Raw genomic sequence first — 18,947 nt, forward strand, 5'->3', positions numbered from 1 at the left:
CGTATACACGCAATCATTCTGAATCCATTCAGGGGAGAAAGGAGGCCCGATGAAAGTCTCCATTTGGGATATTCTATCCGTTGTTGGCCTGCTGGCATTAATTGGTCTGGTGCTGGTTTTTGCCCAGATTCTGATTAACCCCAGCAGCGCGTTGAATCCGTTTCCGCCGCCCGAGCTGCCGCCCACCATCGAGCTGCCCTCCGCCACACCCACGCAACGCAGCCTGCCCCCAACCTGGACGGCCACGGTTAGCGCGTTAATCATGCCCACTCTGGCGCCCTCTTCTACTCCATTGCCTACCGCCACACGCTTCACCGTTGCTACCTGGACGCCTTCGCCGACCCCTACACCGCTGGCTACATCGACGCCCACACCCGGTCCCAACCAGGCGCGGCTGATCTCGCAAAACCCTCCCGATGGCGCGGTGCTTTCACCTGGCCAGGAATTTGACATGGTCTGGAAGGTGGAAAACAACGGCACCAACACCTGGGATAAAGATGACTATACCTTCCGCTATTCCAGCGGTCAAGAGATCCATAAATACGACGAGTATGCGCTGCGGGAAGATGTGAGCCCCGGTGAGCGCTACGATTTTATTGTGGATATGGCTGCTCCCAACGAAAAAGGCAGCTATTCCCTGGCTTGGAAACTGGTGGACGAAGACGGAAAAACCTTTTACACCATGACCTTCTCCTTCCGTGTTCAATAGGGATTGCTGGTCGAATCGATCTGGCGCGGGGCAAGCCACCCGCGCCAGTTTGTGTTAAAATCCAGCATAGATCAATTCAATCCAGGAGTTCCACGCATGAAAAATGAAATTTCTCCTGAAGTATTTGAGCGGCTGGTTGAGCTGGCCGCCCTGCGCTTAGACGCCCAGGAATCCGAATACCTGCGCCAGCAGTTGAATCTGCAACTGGCTGCCATTCACGAGCTGGAATCCATTCCGCTGGATACCGGCCTGCAAATCACCTCACACGGCGTGCCTTACCCGGCAGAGCTGCGCCAACCCCTGCGTGAAGACCAGTGGCAGCCCTCACCTGCGGTAGAGCGCATCATCGCTCAAGCGCCGCAGTTTGAAGACGGCTACATTATTGTCCCTGAAATTCCCCACAAAAAGCTGGATTAACCAACATGGAACTTTGTGACCGATCTGCTTACGAATTGACCCAACTGCTGCGGCAGGGCCAAACCTCCGCCGTGGAAATTGTTCAGGCGCACCTGAAGCGCGTGGAAGCGGTCGACGGCCGCCCTGGTAGTCTGGATAGCGCCGACCTGAGCGACGAAGACCGCCAGCGCGTGCACGCTTTCATCACCCTCACCGCCGGGCGCGCCCTGGCCCAGGCCGCCGAAGTAGACCGCAAACTGGCCGCCGGAGAAGACCCTGGCCCCCTGGCTGGCGTGCCCTTCACCGTGAAAGACATCTTCTGTGTCGAAGGCACCCCCTCCACGGCCGCCTCGCGCATTCTGGCCAATTACACCGCCCCCTACACCGCCACGGCAGTCGAGCGCATGCAGGCCGCCGGCGCGCTCATGCTGGGCAAGGTCAACCTGGATGAATTTACCTACGGCTCGTCCAACGAGTCATCCGCCTTTCAACCCCATCCGCGCAACCCGTGGAACACCAGCCGCGTGCCGGGCGGCAGTTCGGGCGGCAGCACCGCCTCGGTAGCCGCCGGCGAAGCGCCCCTTTCTCTCGGCACCGACACCGCCGGCTCCATCCGCCAGCCCGCCGCCTTCTGCGGCGTGGTCGGCCTCAAGCCCACTTATGGGCGCGTCTCGCGCTACGGGCTGATCGCTTTTGGATCCTCGCTGGACTGCCCCGGCCCGGTGGCGCGCGACACCCGCGACGCGGCCATGATGCTGCAAACCATCGCCGGTGTCGACGCGCGAGACGCCACCACGGCCGCCGTTCCGGTGGAAGATTACCTGGCCGCCCTGGAGAAGGGCGTCAAAGGCATGCGGATAGGCCTTTCTCCTGATTACATGAAAATCGCCTTCATTGACGCCGAAACCGGCGAATATGAAGCCCGCCCCCTGCCCCCCGAAATTGAAGCCGCCACCCTGCGCGCCGCTCAGCTCTACGCCAACCTGGGCGCAGAAATTGTGGAAGACGTGCCCATGCCGAATACGCGCTACGGTATCCCGGCCTACTTCGTCATCAGCCGCGTGGAGGCTGCCTCGAACCTGCACCGCTACGACGGCGTCAAATATGGGCACCGCACCGCCGCCGCCACCAACGAACTATCCGAACTCTACCGCCAGTCGCGCGCCGAAGGGTTTGGCCCGCAGCCCAAGCTGCGCATCCTGATGGGGATGTACGTCTCAGCCGCCCAATACAGCGAGCAGTACTACAACCGCGCCCTGCGCGTGCGCACCCTCATCCGCCGCGACTACGACCAGGCCTTTGACCCCCACGGCGCGTACCGCCTGGACGCCCTGCTCACCCCCACCACACCAACCACCGCTTTCCCCATCGGTGATGTCTACGGCGACTCAGTGCTGATGCAGTACGCCGACCAGCTCACTGTGCCGGCCAACCATGCCGGCGTGCCGGGTATCTCCATTCCCGCCGGGCTGGATGGCGAAGGGCTGCCGGTGGGTATTCAACTGCTCGGCCCCGACTTCAGCGAAGCCGCCCTGCTGCGCGCCGGCCGCGCCTTTGAGCAAGCCACCGCCGCGGACGAATGGCGCAAAGCCAGACCGCAGGTGCTGCGCGCCTGACCGGTCTCAAGGCAATATTGGAGCTCACCTTTCAGCGGGTCGCTCCAGACGGAAGGAAACATTCACTCATCCATACCAGGAGAGATGCAGACTTATGACGGAATATGAAGTCGTGATCGGGCTAGAAACCCACATTCAACTCAACACGCAAACCAAAATCTTTTGCGCCTGCAAAGCCGATTCCTGGGAAGACGCCCCCAACACCAATATTTGCCCGGTGTGTACCGGGCAGCCGGGTGTACTGCCGGTGATGAATAAAACTGCCGTGGAAAAAGCCGTGCTGCTGGCCACCGCCATGAATGCCCAGCCTCAGCCCGTCTCTTTCTTCGATCGCAAAAACTATTTCTACCCCGACCTGCCCAAAGGCTACCAGATTTCGCAGTATGACCAGCCCATCGCCAAAGGCGGCTACCTCGATCTGCCCATGCCTGACGGCTCCACCCGCCGCGTGGGGATTGAAAAGCTGCATCTGGAAGAAGACGCCGGTAAAACCAAAAACGAGCATGGCCGGCGGCTGATCGACTTTAACCGCTGCGGTGTTCCCCTGGTGGAAATGGTCACCAAACCCGACCTGCGCTCCGCCGATGAGGCCGCCCAATACCTTACCCGCCTGCGCCAATTGCTGCGCTGGCTGGGCGTCTCCGAAGCGGACATGGAAAAAGGCCACCTGCGCTGTGACGCCAACGTGTCCATTCGCCCCAAATGCGCCACCCACCTCAACACGAAAACCGAAATCAAGAACGTCAACTCCATTGACGCGGTGCGCGAAGCCATCCTCAAAGAAGTGGAGCGCCAGATCCGCGAGGTGGAAGCCGGTGGCACCATCAAACCCTGGACCCTCGATTGGGACGACGCCAAAAAACGATTGACTGTGATGCGCAGCAAAGAGACCGAAGCCGATTATCGCTACTTCCGCGAGCCCGACCTGCTGCCCATCTACCTGGACGAGGCCTGGAAGCAGCGCATTCTGGCAAGCTTCCCTGAGCTGCCCCTCCAGCGCCGCCAGCGTTTTATCGCCGAATACCAACTGCCCGAATACGACGCCGAAGTGCTCACCAGCGAGCGCAGCCTGTCAGAATATTTTGAAAGCGCCGTCAAAGCCTACGGCGGCGACCCCAAGAAGGTTTCCAATATCCTGATGAATGATGTGCTGCGCATGCTGAATGACCGCGGCATCAGCGCCGAACAGACCCGTTTGCAGCCCGCTTTCCTGGCCGAAATCCTCAAACTGGTTGACGCGCGCACCATCAACCTGAATACCGGCAAAAAACTGATCACCAAAGTCGAAGAGACCGGTAAATCTCCGGCGGACCTGGTCAAAGAAGAAGGGCTGGGGCAGGTCAGCGATGACAGCGAAATTCGCAAAGCCTGCGCCGAGATTGTGGCTGCCAATCCGGGTGAAGTAGAATCGTATAAAGCCGGTAAAGAGACTCTTATCGGCTGGTTTGTCGGCCAGGTGATGCGCAGCATGCGCGGTAAAGCCAACCCGCAGCTTGCCCGCGCCATTATGGAAGAGCTGCTAAAATCCTGACATCCCGCTTGACACAAGAATAAAGAGCTGCTGACGCGAACGATCAGCAGCTCTTTTTCATTCTTTCGATTACGCTTTACTTAACCTGCAGGCACAAAAAAACTTCTTCCCGCTCCAATTCAAAACCAGCCGACTCAAAAAAGCATACAGCCTCCGGCGAGCTGGCCGTCAGGTCCACCTGGGCGCGGCGCAGACCGCGCTGCTTCAGGTACAACAGCGCCTGCCCCAGCATCGCGCTGCCAATCCCGCGCCCGCGTTCCCCATCCAGCACAAACACATGTTCAATCAACCCAACCCGTTCCGCGTTGCGTTTCAAATTGGGGTCATAACAAGCCATCACACTGCCCACCAGCTGCTCACCCGCAAAAGCCGAGAAAGTCGTTCCCGCCATCCACATTTCCGAACGGCAGAAATTCTCCAGGTCGTCCATGCAGAACGTACTCCCGGCAAACACCTGTTGGTAAGCCGCAAGATAGGTTTCCTTATCAGCTTGCGATGGCATGCGCCAGGCGCGCACCTCAATACCCGCGGGGGGCGCGTAATCCACAACCCACACCCCCAGATCTCGGCACAGGGTATATTCACTTTCCATGTAAGCAAAACCGCGCGCAGATAAATAGTCAACCGCCGCGAGGTTGCCGGCGTCCAGCCGAGCCATCAGCACCGGCTGTGGGGTGCCGTCCGCTGGGCATAACTCACCCGCTCGGCTGCGCGCCCAATCCAGAAAGCCGTCCTTCAAGGCTTGCTCCTGATCCAAACCCTTACGGGCAGCCAGATCGAAACGCAGCACCTGCGCCCCGCCCCATTGAGCCGATAATGAATGTGGCAAGATCGACGCGTACCCGGCCAGTTTCCCGGCTTGGTCAAACGCCACGCAGATGTTTCTGCCCTCCTCAAACCCCGGTGAAAGCAAAAAACCGACGTCCGCTAAACCCGCGTCAGCGCGTTGGTGCTGCAGCTCGGCGATCGCGGGCAGAAAATCCAGTTGAAAATGAGTATATTGAAAAGCTGTCAATCGTCTTACCTCTAGTGTGAATGGTGCTTTCTTTTCAGATAAGCGGTAATGTTCTTTCTTTGATTAAAAAGCAACCCGGTGAACCAGTCACCGGGCAGACAGACAGTTTTCACCTGGCCACTTTACCAGCCCCTAATGGCCGCCAGCTTCGATAACCTCCCAGGCCTTTTTCATGCGCTGGTAGGTTTGCCACAAATCTTCGGGCAGCACACGGGTTAAAGCCACCGCACCCATGAAATTCACGTCTCCATTCCAGCGCGGCACCACATGAAAGTGAATATGGTCTGCCACGCCCGCACCGGCAGCCGCCCCAATGTTGACTCCCATGTTTATCCCCTCTGGGCGGTACTCCATTTTCAACATGCTTTCCACTTTGGAAAGCAATTCCATCATTTCAGCGCGCGTTTCAGCATCCAGCTCATTCAACGTGGCTTTATGGGCGTATGGCACAACCATCAAATGCCCGTTGTTATAAGGGTAGCGGTTGAGAATGATAAAGGAATGTTCAGCTCGTGTCAGAATCAACATTTCCTCATCGTTGTTCTGCTTTAAGGCTTCGCAAAACACGCATTGATGTGGGGTTTTATCACTCTTAATGTAATCCATCCGCCATGGAGACCATAGATAGTCCATTCGCCTGCTCCCTCACCACAAAGTTGTGAGAAACTACCCGCGTTTTGCCCCCCCTTGCGGCGATTCTTCTCCCTATTTTAACCGAGAAAAAGGGTTTGTGAAAGAAGAAGATGATGTATAATCAAATCAGATAAAGACGAAAACTTTTAGGCTTGCTTGCGAGAAACGTTTTTGCATGCTATAATTCGGCTACCAAGTCAGTCTTTCTTGCTTGTGCTAATAGTAAGCCACCTGCAAATATCGACCAAAGCAGGTGTTAAGAATTCCGAAGACCACAAAAACAGATAAAGACCCAATACCTGAGCCTGAAACACATAGGCCGGGTAATTTTACCCCCCACGAAAATTTAAATATTCACGAGATCCAAAACATGGAAATATTAGAACTGGAAAAAGCCCCCCTGGAGGAGCTGCGCAATATCGCGTCTACGATGGACGTGCCCAACGCGCGACGATTAAAAAAAGAGATGTTGTTGGTGAAAATCCGCCAGGCAGAGGCGGCCCGCGAAGGCCTTGAAGTGCGCGGCGGCATTTTGGAAATTATGAACGAAGGCATCGGGTTCCTGCGCGCGAACTATCAGGTGAGCAACGAAGATGTGTACGTCTCGCAAGCCCAACTTCGCCGCCACAGCCTGCGCAACGGCGACCTGGTCATTGGCCATGTCCGCCCACCGCGCGATACCGAGCGACACTACGGCCTGGTCAAGGTGGAGACGATCAACGGGCAGAACCCCGAAGAGTCCCGCCGCCGGCCCACCTTTGAAAGCCTGACGCCCATTTTCCCGGAACAGCGCTACGACCTGGAAGTGGATCACGGCGCCCTTTCCAACCGGCTGATCAATCTCATTGCCCCCATTGGCCGCGGCCAGCGCGGTATGATCGTTTCCCCCCCAAAAGCCGGTAAAACGACCATCATGAAAGAGATCGCCAACGCGATTTCGACCAACTACCCCGACGTACACATGATCATCTCACTGATCGGCGAGCGCCCGGAAGAAGTAACCGACATGGACCGTTCGGTGGAAGCCGAAGTGGTTGCCTCCACTTTTGACGAGCCGGTCAACGCCCATGTTCGTTCGGCCGAAATGACCCTCGAACGCGCCAAGCGCCTGGTGGAAATTGGCCGCCATGTGGTCATTCTGATGGACTCGCTTACCCGTCTGGCGCGCGCCTATAACCTGGTGGTCAACCCCTCCGGTCGCACACTGTCCGGCGGTATGGACCCTTCGGCGCTTTACCCGCCCAAACGCTTCTTTGGCGCGGCGCGCAACATTGAAGAAGGCGGTTCCCTCACCATCATCGCCACCGCTCTGGTAGATACCGGCTCACGCCTGGATGACGTCGTCTATGAAGAGTTCAAAGGCACCGGCAACATGGAAATGCACCTCTCCCGCCGCCTGCAGGAACGCCGCATTTTCCCCGCCATCGACATCGAAAAATCTTCCACCCGCCGCGAAGAGCTGCTGCTCGGCCCCGATGTGCTGCAGCGCGTCTGGCTCATGCGGCGCATGTACCTGCAGATGATCGCCACTCCCCCACAAGGGGCTGGTATGGATCAGGCAGTGGCCGCCGAGGCCATTCTGCAGCGATTGGCCAAAACCAAGACCAATATGGAATTCCTTGAGACTCTGGCCGATTCGTAGTATATTGGGGATTATGAAAATAGCTACCCAAATGAATAAGACCTCCAGCGCGCCCAAACAAGGGTTTTCGAGCTGGATCATCCCCCTCTCCTGGGGCATTACTGTCTTATTGGTCGCGTTCATGCTCTTCCTGCTGCTGCAGCGGCTGCCTTCAGCGCTCATTTCTGCCAGCGCCGCTCCAGACATTCCGCAGGACATCGAAGAAGTCTTACCAGAAGACACCAGCGCGCAAGCCTCCCTGCCAGAGTTCATTCCCCTGGCAGGAGAGAAGGCTATCACGCGCAGTGCCTCCACCAACACGGTGATTCCCAGCTCTTTCCGCAACACACCCGATACCTACACGGTCAGTTCGGGTGATTCTGTGTTTGGCATTGCCACATCCTATAAACTCAAGCCCGAAACTGTGTTATGGGCCAACTATGACCTGCTCAACGACAACCCTAACATGCTGTCGATTGACCAGGTTTTAACCATCCCGCCTACCGATGGCATCTATTACAAGTGGAAAGAAGGCGACACCCTTGAAAAAGTGGCTGAAACCTACAAAGCCAGCGTGCGGGATATTTTGTCCTACCCCGGCAACGGACTGGACCTGACCGCCGAAGAACACACCATCGAACCCGGCACCTATGTAATGATCCCAGGCGGCTGGCGTGAGAATCAGCAGTGGCTGGTGCCCACCGTTTGGAAGTCAGGCGCGGGCGCGAGCAAATCCATCCCCGGCGCATGCGACGTGAGCGGCGGACTGGTAGGCTCAGGATATTTCATCTGGCCGGCCGACAACCACTACCTTTCTGGCAACGACTTCTGGTCTGGCCATCTCGGCCTGGATATTGCCGCGGGAACCGGCGCGCCCATTTACGCCTCCGACAGTGGCGTGGTGGTTTACGCGGCCCCCATTGGCGGCGGTTACGGCAACATGGTGATGATCGACCACGGCAACGGTTTCCACACCCTGTACGCCCACCTCGATAGCATCGCGGTTAGTTGCGGGCAGAATGTGGTGGCAGGCAACATCATTGGCTACGCGGGCAGCACCGGCAATTCCACCGGGCCTCACCTGCACTTTGAGATCCGCCAGATGGGCGCGTTCATCAACCCCTGGCACGTTCTGCCGTAAACAACCACTTCTCATAACCAACAGGGCTGGCAGCAGCCCTGTTTTTTTATTTCAAGGCAGCATGTTACACTATAGAAAAAGACCAAATGCAGGAGGATCCTTATGCAATACCGCACCTTTGGACGGACTGGTTGGCAGGTTTCAACCATCAGCTTTGGGGCTTGGGCCATCGGTGGAGACTGGGGCTCGGTCAGCGATGAAGAGTCTCTGGCCACCCTTCACAGCGCCCTTGATCAGGGAATCAACCTCTTTGACACCGCCGATGTCTACGGCGATGGCCGCAGCGAGCGATTAATGGCGCGCCTGCGCAAAGAGCGCTCCGAGCCGTTTCACATCATCACCAAAGCCGGCCGCCGCCTCAACCCGCATGTCGCAAGCGGTTACAACCGCCAGAACCTGACCGCCTTTGTGGAGCGCAGCCTGAAGAACTTGAATACAGACTGCCTGGAGCTGGTTCAGCTGCACTGCCCGCCCACCGAAGTGTATTACACCCCCGAAGTTTTTGAGGTGCTTGACGACCTGGTGCGCCAGGGGAAAATTCAATACTACGGCGTGAGTGTGGAAAAAGTGGAAGAGGCGCTCAAAGCCATTGAATACCCCCAGGTGCAGAGCGTGCAGATCATCTATAACATATTCCGTCAGCGCCCCGCTGAATTATTCTTCCGCGAAGCGCAGCGCCGCCAGGTGGCCATTCTGGCGCGCGTGCCGCTGGCCTCTGGCCTGTTGACCGGCAAATTCACGCCCCAGTCCAGCTTCGAAAGCAGTGACCACCGCAATTACAACCGCCATGGAGAATCCTTTGACCGCGGCGAGACCTTCTCTGGCGTGGATTATGAGACCGGGCTGGCCGCCGTGGAAGCGCTGCGTCCGCTGGTGCCACAGGGCGCCAGCATGGCTCAATTCGCGCTGCGTTGGATTTTGATGGATCAAGCCGTAACCTGCGCGATTCCCGGCGCGAAGCGCCCCTCCCAGGTGGAGCAAAACGCCGCCGCCGCGGACCTGCCCGAACTGCCCGCCGAAACCATGCAAACCATCCGCGCCATATACGACCAATATATCCGCGCCCAGGTGCACCACCGCTGGTAAAGCAGCTGGTAGGGTGGGTGAAGGGGCAAAAGGATATTGGCATTTCCACAAGTCCGCAGCCCCGAAACCCACCGAACACAAACATCCCTCCCTGAAATGCGCTTTTCAGCATTTTGGGGAGGGCTTGGGGTGGGGCAAACCGCTCATCTGAAAAACCTAAAGGGTATTGGGCGGGTCCACTTCCACAACCCAATCCCCCAGCGACCTTCCGCGCAGCAGACCGGCCGGGTCGGGGCCGCGTACAATAATCTGCCAGCGGTAATAACCGTTCAGGCGGTTGAAGTAACAAGGAACCGGTCCGATCAGATCGGTTTGCTTATAGTTCCCCGCGGCGATCCACCCGCGCAGTTGGCGCGCCATCTCTTGCGCGGATTCTTCGGCTGCCGCCGCCTTGAGATCGCGGTACAGCAGGCGCACAAAGCGCGTAAATGGCGGCTGGCGCAGGCGCCGCCGCTGGGCCAGCTCCTCAGCATAAAACGCCTGATAATCGTGCCTGGCCGCGGTGAGAATGGCATAGTGCTTGGGCTGAAAGGTTTGTAGAACCACCCTGCCGCCCAGCGGGCTGCGTCCGGCCCGCCCGGCCACCTGGGTGAGTAGTTGAAAGGTGCGCTCGGCGGCGCGGTAATCGGGGAAATTCAGTCCCACATCGGCCAAAATCACCCCCACCAGGGTAACCAGGGGCAAGTCCAGCCCTTTGGTCAGCATTTGCGTGCCAATTAAAATATCGGCCTGGTGATTGGCAAACAAATTCAGTAACAGGTCGTGCGCGTTCTTGCCCGCCGTGGTTTCAGCGTCATAACGCAGCACCTGGGCATGAGGGAAGCGCTCCTTCAGCAGCTGCTCTACCTTCTCGGTGCCCATCCCATACTGGCGGATATGCTCGCTGGCACACATCGGGCATTTGTTGGGCATTTTGCGCCGGTAGCCGCAGGTGTGGCAGATCAGCATATCTTCGCCGCGGTGATACGTGAGCGGCAGATCGCAGCGCGGGCAGCGCAGAACCGCCCCGCAGTCGCGGCAGAACACATAGCTCGCCGAGCCGCGCCGGTTCAAAAACAGAATCGCCTGCTGTTTCGCCGCCAGGGTTTCTTCCAGCGCGCTGGTCAGCTCGCGGGAGAAGATGGAGCGGTTGCCCATTTTCAATTCCAGGCGCATATCCACAATCTTCACCGGCGGCAGCGGCAGGCTGGCCGTGGCTTCCGAGCCGTCCATAACTGGCTCTTGCAGCCCAAACTGGTTCATTTGCGCCCGCACCGCCTCGCGGTGGGCCAGAATCCGGTCGGGCAGATGCAAAACCTTCCACTTGGCCAGTTGAAACCCATACATCAGGCTCACGTCGGGGGTAGCCGTGCCCAGCATCACCACCGCGCCCGCCTCACGCGCCATGGCCACCGCGGCGGCCACCGCGTTATAATGCGGCGCGCTTTCCGCCTGGTAATACGACTCATCGTGGCACTCATCCACCACAATCAGGCCCACATTCGGCAGCGGAGAAAACAGCGCGCTGCGCGGGCCCACAATCACCTGCAGCAACCCTGCGCGCGCCCGCCGCCAGGTGTCATACCGCTCGCCCTGCGACAGCCGCGAGTGGATCAACCCCACTTTCCCCGGGAAGCGTGCCTGAAAGCGGCGAACGGTTTGCGGGGTAAGAGAAATCTCTGGCACCAGCACAATCGCCTGGCGGCCCTGCCGCAGCGTCTCTTCCACCGCCAGCAAATACATCTCTGTCTTGCCCGAGCCGGTTACCCCGTGCAGCAGAAACGGTGGGCTGGCTTTGCCCTGTGCCGACGTGTGAACCGCCCGGTGAATTTCTTCCCACACTTTTTGCTGGGCCAGAGTCAGCGGTGGAGCCTCAGCAGGGGCCCAGGTCAGGTTGCGCAGCGGGTCGCGAATGACTTCGCTTTCCCCCAGGCGCACCAGGCCGCGCTCCGCCAGATACTTCAGATCGGCCAGAGAAGATCCGCTGGCGGCATACACCCAGGTTACATCCACCACACCGGGTTCATCGGCCAGCGTCCTCAGCGCTCGCTGGCGGCGCTCAAACGCCTGGCTGCCCGCGCGCCCCAAGAGGGCGTCTTGCTGGCCCACCTGGTCTGCTGGGATGGCTAGTTGAACATTGCGCGCCATTTTCGGCTGCACCTGCGGCGGAAGCAGCACCGGGCGGGTCATCAGCACTCCCATCCGCACCAGAGCCTGCACGGCCGGCTTCCAGTTGCGCCGCGGAAAAGCCGCTTCCAGTTGGCGGCCGCGCAAATCACCGCGTTCTTGCAGCAGCGCAATCGTCCGTTTTTGCACGTCGTTTAACCTCGCCGGGTCAGAAAGCTGCGCGTCATTGAGGTGGTACAGCATGTCCGCTTGCTGGCTCAACCCCGGCGGCACCATTAGATCAATGCAGGTTGAGAGCGGCGACAGCGTCCGCTCGGCCAGCCATTGGGCAAAGCGCAGTTGAATCGGTGTAAGAACCGGCTCAAAATCGATCAACGCGTTGACCGGGCGGGTATCGGCCACCTGGGGTTGGTCTACCTGGCGCAGCACCACACCCTGCACCTGACGGCTGCCAAAAGGAACCACCACCAGGCAGCCGGGGACAATCTCTCCGCCCAGATCTTCGGGGACGTGGTAATCAAACACCCCCGACACCTGGGGAATATTCACGGCGACCTGGACGTAAGTTGGATTCATAAACGCTTCAGGCATATTTGAGCAATTCGGCGGCGGTCCATCTTTTCCACCCGCAGTTGAACGTGTTGTTCGCGGTCAATCACGATATCTCCCTCCTGCGCGATTCGTCCCAGCTTTCCTAAAATATACCCTGCAATCGTATCATAATCCGGATCGTATAGTGATATCTTGAAGAAGTCATTCACGTCTTCAATAAACGTCATGCCGTCAATCAGCGCGCTGCCGTTTTCCAGCAGAACGATGTCCACATCCTCATCCTCAAATTCGTCCTGAACATCGCCAATAATCTCTTCCAGCAAATCCTCCAGCGTAACCAGCCCGGCGGTGCCGCCGAATTCATCCAGCACAATGGCGATATGCACGCGCTTATCTCTAAACTGGCGCAGCAGATCGGTTACCGCAATCGTCTCTGGCACAAACAGCGCCTCGCGGGCCAGCTCGCGCGCCAGCTTGCCCTCCAGACTGCCGCTTTCCAGCTCCAACACCAGATCGCGCAAATGCACAATGCCAATAATATGGTCCAGGTCACTCTCATAAACCGGGATTTTGGTGAGGCCATTGTCAATGCACAGGCGGATCAGTTCTTCGGCGGGTTTGCCGGCCTCAATCGAAACCACCTCTGTGCGCGGCACACTCACCTGCCGCACCACCAGGTTGCTAAAGTCTCTCACCGCGGAGAGCATCATCTCTTCTGGGGCACTGGGCTGGTCATTCATTGCTGAAACGCTCGCGGCTGCCGGAAATTCCACATCCGAGGGAGTCTCTCGCGCTGGCAGCAAATCACCGCTGGCCCGAGCCGGGTAGGAACGCCCCGCCACGCCTGCCAGCACTCGCATCAGCGGAACAGCCGCCAGGGTGAACTTTTCCAGCGACCCCGGTGAAAAGCGGCGCGGCCCTTCCACCGCCGCGAACAGATACAGCCACCCGAAGCATCCGCAAAACAGCACAATCCCCGCCGCTCGCATTACGGCTGGCAGGCCCGCCCCCTCGCTGGCGGCCGACCACCACGGCCAAAAGACCGCTTGCGCCCAGATCCAGGCTGCCGCCCCGCTGCCCAACCCCAACAGCGTCATGCCGCTCTGAGCCGCCGCCCGCGCGCGGCCGCGCGCTTTCGCGTCTTCCAGCCAGGCTTTTCGCTCGCTTGCCCCTTCCAGGCGCAGCACCGGAAAAGCGGACAGGGCGGCGTCGATCCTGGCCAGGACACCGCTGAAAACCATGCAGACAAGGATGAGGATGAGTGGCAGCAATGAATTCATTGGACCTGTTTTAATACCACTGCCGCGCCGTAACCGACCACCGAGGTTGTGTCTTGAGTTTCATCACCCGAAGTGCTGTGATGAACCACCCGCACCTGTGTGGCGCCCAATTCGCGGGCCGCCCACAAAACGGCTGCCACCGCTGCCCCACCGCAGGCGAAACCGCGCCCCTGTTCTTCAATTTCCAGCACGCCTTGCGGCGAGAACAATTCCATCTGGTGCATAATTTCATGGTCCAGAGCATTGGCCGTGTCTTCAGGGTAAAAGTGCGAAAGATCGGTGCTGGCGACCATCAACGCCGGTTTCCCACGCAGCACGTCTGCCAGCGCCTTGCCAACCAGCTCCACCTGGGCAGCCGTGCGGCTGCGCAGCATCACCGGCAGCAGACTGAACGGCTGCGCCAACGCCCGCTGCAAGAAAGGCAGCTCAATCTCCAGCGAATGCTCGCGGTCTTGATAAAGCGCCTTCACCGAAGTCATTCCCCGCGCTTGCAGCAGTTGAAGGAACTGTTTCAGGCTCTCCTGGTCTACTGGAACTTCTCCCAGCGGAGTTTTGTAAGCCTGGTGGGCGCTGGTGAGCAGCGCGGCAGTGTGATAGTTGTGATAAGGTGAGACGACCGCCACAATTCGCGGAGCCAGCCCGCGCACCGCCCGGAACGCGTAACCCGCCGTTCGCCCGGAGTATCGGTAACCCGCGTGAGGGGAGATGACCGCGATCACTTCCCCCTCCAATTCGGGCAAATGCGCGTCTTCAATATACTGGTCAATCTCGAACGCCAGAGTACCGGGGTCGCCGCTGTACCACACGCCGGCAATCGGCGACGGCCGGGTATCAGATGAAGTGGACATTAAGGAACCTCCTGCCGGAAATTCATCCAACACAGGCTTTTTCCGTCCAATCAAAGCGCGCCAAAACGTTAACGGGAGCTTGAATCGCCTTGGGTTGGGCCGAGCCAGCCATTAAATTTCCTGCTTGATTAAATTATACATCAGCGCCGCAAAGCGCTGAATTAAGCGCTTAATTTTGCGCAATTTTCATATACAATATACTTAATTCAATACGTTTTATCTGCGAATGAACCTTTCCCCGCCACGTTTCTTAGAATCGCTCTTGCTGGTCTTACCCCCTTTTTTATAGGAGAAGAAGCAATGCAGAGACTAAACCATTCCTCGCTTAAAGTGGTCCTCGCTGCGTTATTGGTGATCATGCTGGCCTGCAACATGCCTGGCAGCGCAAGCACCCCCGCGGCGACATTAAACGAAACGCAAGTCGCGCTCAGCATCCAATCCACCATGCTGGCCGAAGAATCTGCGCAGGCTACCGCCAACGCGGTTGTTCAGGTGCTGCCCACTCAGCCGCCCGCCCCCACAACCCCGCCCGAACAACCCACATACACCCCCTACCCCACCTTCACGCCCCAACCGGCTGCCACAGAGCCGCCTGCCCCCACCGCCGCGGATCCCCAGCCAGCCGCCGCTGCAGAACTGACCGACGAGCAGATCAAAGAGAAAATCCGCTCAGCCAATGTGCTGGTATTTGAAGACATGCGTGGCAACTTTGACCGCAAACCGATTGTGCATGACGTGATCAATCGTATGCGTTTTTCCGGCGGCAAAGTGGTGGAAGTGGGCGACGCCCTGGGTAAATTCAAAGATCAGCTCTTAAGCACCACCCAATGGGACCTGATCATCGTCGCGGCCGAAGATCACGACGCGGTGCAGGGAGAATTTTGGGAATACATGCAAGACCACGTCAATAACGGTGCAGCCGTGATTATTGAGATGTGGTACATGAATCAGCACTATTCCGATATCCAGCCCATGCTCAGCCAATGCGGTGTGGAATACCACAAAGATTGGTATCGAGACATCTTTTCTGATCCCCTCGATTACTCCATCTATTGGCTCGACCCCAGCAGCCCCATCTTGACCGAACCAAATTCCGGTATGTCTCTCTCCAACGTCTCGTACCTGTACTGGACGTTTGATGCCGGTGATCTGCTGCGCTTGAGCACCGGCGGCGACGCCCAACTGGTCGCCGGTATATATCCGCGGGAGAAATCGCAGTATGGCGTTCTGGCAACTTGCATGGAAGGCCGCATGATCATCCAGACCTTCTGCTCGCACGACTACAACCCCTCGCATGTGATGTCATTGTGGGAGAACTACATCGTTTACACGCTCACCAATCATTTCAAAACCACCGGAAAATAGTTTTTATAAAATTGTTAAGGATTTTACGATCAAAAAAAGGGCCTTTCAAATTGTGTTATACTCAATTTTCGAGCGGTGAATAAAATCTTGCACGAAATGCATAGATCGAACTCTGGAGTTTGCGAAAAATGAAAACTTTACTCTTAATGCGCCACGCTAAATCAAGTTGGAAAGACCACGACATGGAAGACATTGACCGGCCATTAAATAAACGCGGTCGCCACGATGCTCCAGAAATGGGCGCGTTATTGAAAGCACAAAAGCTCATCCCCCAGTTGGTTTTGGCTTCCAACGCCAAGCGATCTACGAAAACCGCCAGTCTGGTCGCGGACGAACTCAAGCTGGACGACGGCCAAATTCTCATCCGCGAGACGTTATACCTGGCTGAAATCGAGCAGTTGCTGAAAGAAATCAACCTGATTCCCAACGAAGTCGAAACCGCCCTGGTCATCGCCCACAACCCCGGTCTTGAAGCGCTTGCCCAACTGCTCACCGAAAAGGTGATCTCCATGCCCACCAGCTGCGTCGCTCATCTGCAACTGCCGGTGAATAACTGGTCGGAAGTGAGCCAGGATACGGAAGCCGATCTTGTGGAACTTTACCGCCCCACCAAGCAAAAAGACAAAAAAGAAAAGAAAGACAAAAAATAACTTCCGCTGCCCGCGGGGTATCGTCTGGCTGCCAGCCGCCTGGGTCAGCCATCAGCTTTAGACTGGTTTGCCTCAAACCAGGATAGAGCTTTTTTCTTGCCTGTTTAGGCCTTGTCACCATCATATTGATAGGAAATGGAATGAGCGAACTTCTTTCACTGAACGACTCCACCTTTGAAAAAACCGTCCTCCAATCTGCGCAACCCGCCTTAATCGAATTTGGCGCGGTCTGGTGCGCGCCCTGCAAGCGCCAGGAACCCATCCTGGTTGAACTATCCAAAACCTGGTCTGACCAATGTCAATTTTTCAAAGTTGACGTGGATGAAAGCACCAACCTGACCATGCAGTTCCAAGTGATGAGCGTGCCCACCATGGTGTTGATTGTCGATGGGCAGGAAGTGGAACGCTTCACCGGTCTGCAGAACCGCGAAAAACTGGTCGAAAAGGTAGAACCCTACCTTTCCTGATTCCTTTCCCGCTCCTTTATGCGGAGGTTTTCCATGTCTTCCACCACAGACAAACAAGAAATGTCTTTTGGCTTGTGGCCCAGCCCCATCTCGGCGCAAATGCTCGCCCAGCAGGTTCGTTTTGATGATGTGCAGTGGGATTCGGACGGCGAAACCCTGGTATGGAGCGAAAGCCGCTCTGGGCACACCATTCTGGTGGCCCAAACCCGCGGCGATGCCCCCCGCGCCTTAACCACAGCCCCCTCTGTGGCGGGGCGCGTCTTGTATGGCGGCGGTGATTTCTATGTTGGCTCCGGTCAGGTCATTTTTGCCGGAAAAGACGGCCGCCTTTACCACCGCTCGCTGTCGGCCCAGGTGCCCCACCCTATCACCCCCGCTTATGGTAGTGTCGCCGCGCCGGTGCTCTCGCCCAACGGCGAGTGGGTGGTATACGTTTTCTCTGACGGCAGCCGTGACTGCCTGGCCTACGTGGATCTTCATGGCCAACGGTGGCCTCAAAAGCTGGCGGAAGGGGCCGATTTCTACATGCAGCCCGCCTTCCACCCCGGCGGCGACTGGCTGGCCTGGGTGGAATGGGACTTTCCCAATATGCCCTGGACCGGCTCGCGCCTTGCGCTGGCGCGCCTCTCTAACGGAGAGTCGCCGCGTCTGTTCGGGCTTTCGTACCCGGCGGGCGGCCCCAACCAGCCGGTCTCGCAGCCGGCCTTTTCTCCCGACGGACGCTGGCTGAGCTACATAACCCAAAGCGGCAACTGGGAAACCCTGGTTTTGCACGATTTGGAAAACGGAGACGAACAGGTGCTGCTGGAGGAGGAAGGCCTGCTGCTTTCCACCCCCGCCTGGGTGCAGGGCCTGCGCTTCTACGGCTGGAGCGCCGACAGCCGCAGTATTTTCTACCTGCGCAATTCGGCTGGATTTGCCTCACTCTGGCAGGTGGATCTGCAAAGCGGCGAATCGCGCCAGATCAACACCAGCCCCTATACCTGGCTCAGCCAGATCAGCGTTTCGCCCCGCGCGCCCCAGGCGGCCTTCCGCGCTTCTTCGCCCGCCCACCCCGAGCGGATTGTGCGCTGGGACGGGCAGAACATGAACGTTATTGCGCGCAGCGACCCCGAAATGCTCACCGAAGCCGATTACCCAACCGTTCTGCCGCTCTCCTGGTCTTCTCCAGAGGGCGAAAGCGTGTATGCCAATTACTACCCACCCAACAACGCCCGTTACACCTGCGGCAGTCAGCGCCCCCCGGCCATCGTCCACATGCACGGCGGCCCCAGCGCCTGCGCCAACGTCAGCTTTTCGGGCGAGCGCGCCTGGTACACATCGCGCGGATTTGGCTTTCTGGAAGTGAATTTTCGCGGCAGCACCGGATTTGGCCGTGCCTATCTGGACGCCCAGCAAGGCCGCTGGGGTGAAGTGGATGTGCAAGACGCCGTCGGAGCCGCCAAAGCGCTGATAGATAACCGCCTGGCAGACGAGACCCGCCTGGTGATCGCCGGCAGTAGTTCGGGAGGATTTGCCGTCCTGAACGCCCTGATCCACCATACAGAGCTGTTTTGCGCCGGCATTTGTTCTTACCCGGTGAGCAACCTGTTTGCCTCGGCCTTTGACGTTCACAAATTTGAGCTGCGCTACAACGACTGGCTGCTGGGCGCGCTCCCCGAAGCCGCCGGGCGCTACCGCCAGTGGTCGCCTGTTTTTCACGCTGCGCGCATTCGCCGGCCGCTGGCCGTATTCCAGGGCGATCAAGACCCGGTGGTTCCCCTCCAATACACTCAGGAACTGGTGCAGGCAGTCCGCTCTGGCGGTGCGCCTGTGGAATTTCAAGTCTACGCGGGCGAGGGCCACGGATTCCGCAAAGCGGAAACCCGCGCGGACCTGTTCCAGCGTGTTGAACGCTTCTTGCGTGAATACGTTCTCTTTGCCCCCTGATC

The 18,947-nt window shown here is 58.2% G+C and carries 16 protein-coding genes; 11 read left to right on the forward strand and 5 right to left on the reverse strand.

The features are described from left to right. Positions 1-49: 49 nt before the first annotated feature. The 4 genes from ADN00_RS11300 to gatB all read left to right on the forward strand — a co-directional run bounded on the left by ADN00_RS11300 (position 50) and on the right by gatB (position 4,252). On the forward strand, positions 50-709 hold the full coding sequence (locus tag ADN00_RS11300) for an NBR1-Ig-like domain-containing protein (protein ID WP_075063097.1): 660 nt from the start codon (positions 50-52) through the stop codon (positions 707-709). Between the two features lie 96 nt (positions 710-805). Next, positions 806-1,126, forward strand: coding sequence for an Asp-tRNA(Asn)/Glu-tRNA(Gln) amidotransferase subunit GatC (locus tag ADN00_RS11305; protein WP_075063098.1), 321 nt, complete (start codon positions 806-808; stop codon positions 1,124-1,126). Between the two features lie 5 nt (positions 1,127-1,131). Further along, a complete protein-coding gene (gene gatA / locus ADN00_RS11310; RefSeq protein WP_075063099.1) occupies positions 1,132-2,721 on the forward strand; it encodes an Asp-tRNA(Asn)/Glu-tRNA(Gln) amidotransferase subunit GatA in 1,590 nt (529 codons plus the stop codon). A 94-nt stretch (positions 2,722-2,815) separates the two neighbouring features. Next, a complete protein-coding gene (gene gatB / locus ADN00_RS11315) occupies positions 2,816-4,252 on the forward strand; it encodes an Asp-tRNA(Asn)/Glu-tRNA(Gln) amidotransferase subunit GatB (protein WP_075063100.1) in 1,437 nt (478 codons plus the stop codon). A gap of 76 nt (positions 4,253-4,328) precedes the next feature. On the opposite strand, the gene ADN00_RS11320 is transcribed toward gatB, so the two are convergent. Beyond that, on the reverse strand, positions 4,329-5,267 hold the full coding sequence (locus ADN00_RS11320) for a GNAT family N-acetyltransferase (RefSeq protein ID WP_075063101.1): 939 nt from the start codon (positions 5,265-5,267) through the stop codon (positions 4,329-4,331). A gap of 132 nt (positions 5,268-5,399) precedes the next feature. Further along, complete coding sequence (locus ADN00_RS11325) at positions 5,400-5,900, reverse strand: HIT family protein (protein ID WP_075063102.1); 501 nt, start codon at positions 5,898-5,900, stop codon at positions 5,400-5,402. 370 nt (positions 5,901-6,270) lie between these two features. Here ADN00_RS11325 and rho point away from each other — a divergent pair, with 370 nt between their 5' ends. From rho to ADN00_RS11340, 3 genes are all read left to right on the forward strand, one after another. Continuing rightward, positions 6,271-7,542: a transcription termination factor Rho gene (gene rho / locus ADN00_RS11330; protein ID WP_075063103.1), complete on the forward strand. Its 1,272-nt coding sequence runs from the start codon at positions 6,271-6,273 to the stop codon at positions 7,540-7,542. A 31-nt stretch (positions 7,543-7,573) separates the two neighbouring features. Further along, entirely contained in the window at positions 7,574-8,662 is a 1,089-nt protein-coding gene (locus ADN00_RS11335) for a M23 family metallopeptidase (RefSeq protein ID WP_075063104.1), read from the forward strand. A gap of 102 nt (positions 8,663-8,764) precedes the next feature. Continuing rightward, a complete protein-coding gene (locus ADN00_RS11340) occupies positions 8,765-9,748 on the forward strand; it encodes an aldo/keto reductase (RefSeq protein WP_075063105.1) in 984 nt (327 codons plus the stop codon). Positions 9,749-9,904: 156 nt separating this feature from the next. Here ADN00_RS11340 and priA read toward each other — a convergent pair whose 3' ends face one another. The 3 genes from priA to amrB are packed head-to-tail and all read right to left on the reverse strand — an operon-like array spanning position 9,905 to position 14,534. Next, positions 9,905-12,430, reverse strand: coding sequence for a replication restart helicase PriA (gene priA / locus ADN00_RS11345; protein ID WP_075063167.1), 2,526 nt, complete (start codon positions 12,428-12,430; stop codon positions 9,905-9,907). Then, positions 12,427-13,686, reverse strand: a complete 1,260-nt coding sequence (locus tag ADN00_RS11350; RefSeq protein WP_075063106.1) for a hemolysin family protein — start codon at positions 13,684-13,686, stop codon at positions 12,427-12,429. The genes priA and ADN00_RS11350 overlap by 4 nt, the downstream gene beginning before the upstream one ends. After that, positions 13,683-14,534 carry an AmmeMemoRadiSam system protein B gene (gene amrB / locus ADN00_RS11355; protein ID WP_075063107.1) on the reverse strand — a complete coding sequence of 284 codons (852 nt, stop codon included), beginning with the start codon at positions 14,532-14,534 and terminating at the stop codon, positions 13,683-13,685. The genes ADN00_RS11350 and amrB overlap by 4 nt, the downstream gene beginning before the upstream one ends. 300 nt (positions 14,535-14,834) lie before the next feature. On the opposite strand from amrB, the gene ADN00_RS19800 reads away from it, so the two are divergent. The 4 genes from ADN00_RS19800 (at position 14,835) to ADN00_RS11375 (ending at position 18,945) form a co-directional block, all read left to right on the forward strand. Further along, positions 14,835-15,899, forward strand: a complete 1,065-nt coding sequence (locus tag ADN00_RS19800) for a hypothetical protein (protein ID WP_075063108.1) — start codon at positions 14,835-14,837, stop codon at positions 15,897-15,899. Between the two features lie 128 nt (positions 15,900-16,027). Beyond that, positions 16,028-16,549, forward strand: a complete 522-nt coding sequence (locus ADN00_RS11365; RefSeq protein ID WP_075063109.1) for a SixA phosphatase family protein — start codon at positions 16,028-16,030, stop codon at positions 16,547-16,549. 140 nt (positions 16,550-16,689) lie between these two features. Then, entirely contained in the window at positions 16,690-17,016 is a 327-nt protein-coding gene (locus ADN00_RS11370) for a thioredoxin family protein (protein ID WP_075063110.1), read from the forward strand. A 33-nt stretch (positions 17,017-17,049) separates the two neighbouring features. After that, the gene (locus tag ADN00_RS11375; RefSeq protein WP_075063111.1) at positions 17,050-18,945 is read left to right on the forward strand and encodes a S9 family peptidase; all 1,896 of its coding nucleotides are present in this window, start codon (positions 17,050-17,052) and stop codon (positions 18,943-18,945) included. The last annotated feature ends 2 nt before the right edge of the window (positions 18,946-18,947 follow it).

Source organism: Ornatilinea apprima, assembly GCF_001306115.1.
GTDB lineage: Bacteria > Chloroflexota > Anaerolineae > Anaerolineales > Anaerolineaceae > Ornatilinea > Ornatilinea apprima.